The organism is Mesorhizobium sp. M7A.F.Ca.CA.001.10.2.1 (assembly GCF_003998575.1).
In the GTDB taxonomy this organism is placed as follows: domain Bacteria; phylum Pseudomonadota; class Alphaproteobacteria; order Rhizobiales; family Rhizobiaceae; genus Mesorhizobium.
Genome location: NZ_RZQY01001249.1, coordinates 1 through 648, shown reverse-complemented (window position 1 = coordinate 648; position 648 = coordinate 1). Strand labels below are relative to the sequence as shown.

Genomic DNA, 648 nt, shown 5'->3' with positions numbered 1-648 from the left:
ACACAATGGTGATTGGTGGACAAGGCTGCGCGTCGCTATATCAGCGGCACGACAGTGGAGTTCCTGGAAATGGCATTGGACATCGGCTATGTCAGCGCGGTCGGGGCGGGAGCCATCTCGTTCCTGTCGCCTTGCGTGCTGCCGCTGGTGCCGCCCTATCTCTGCTATATGGCCGGCGTGTCGGTCGACGATTTCCGTGGCAATGCGGGAACTACGGCGAGGGAAGGCGCGCGCGGCGCGCTGCTTTATTCCTCGATCGCCTTCGTGCTCGGCTTCTCGACCGTCTTTGTCGCGCTTGGCGCCGGGGCCTCGACCATCGGCCGGCTGCTGCGTATCTGGCAGGAGCCGCTGGCGATGGGCGCCGGTGTGCTGATCATCCTCATGGGCCTGAATTTCCTCGGTATCCTGCGCATTCCGCTGCTTTCACGCGAGGCGCGCTTCCAGTCGCAGGGCAAGCCGGCAAGCGCCGTCGCCGCCTATGTCATGGGGTTGGCCTTCGCCTTCGGCTGGACGCCCTGCATCGGTCCGGTGCTCGGTCCGATCCTGACGCTGGCCGGCGGCCGCGAGACGGTGGGCGAGGGCGCGCTGCTGCTCGCCGCCTATTCGCTCGGGCTGGGTATCCCGTTCCTGATCGCCGCCCTGTTTTCC

At 66.0% G+C, this 648-nt stretch carries 1 protein-coding gene; it reads left to right on the top strand.

The window, feature by feature from the left end; translation table 11 throughout:
* Positions 1–69 precede the first annotated feature (69 nt).
* Positions 70–648, top strand: a 579-nt coding sequence (locus tag EN964_RS36435) for a cytochrome c biogenesis CcdA family protein (RefSeq protein ID WP_164776568.1), incomplete at its 3' end; no start/stop codon positions are given.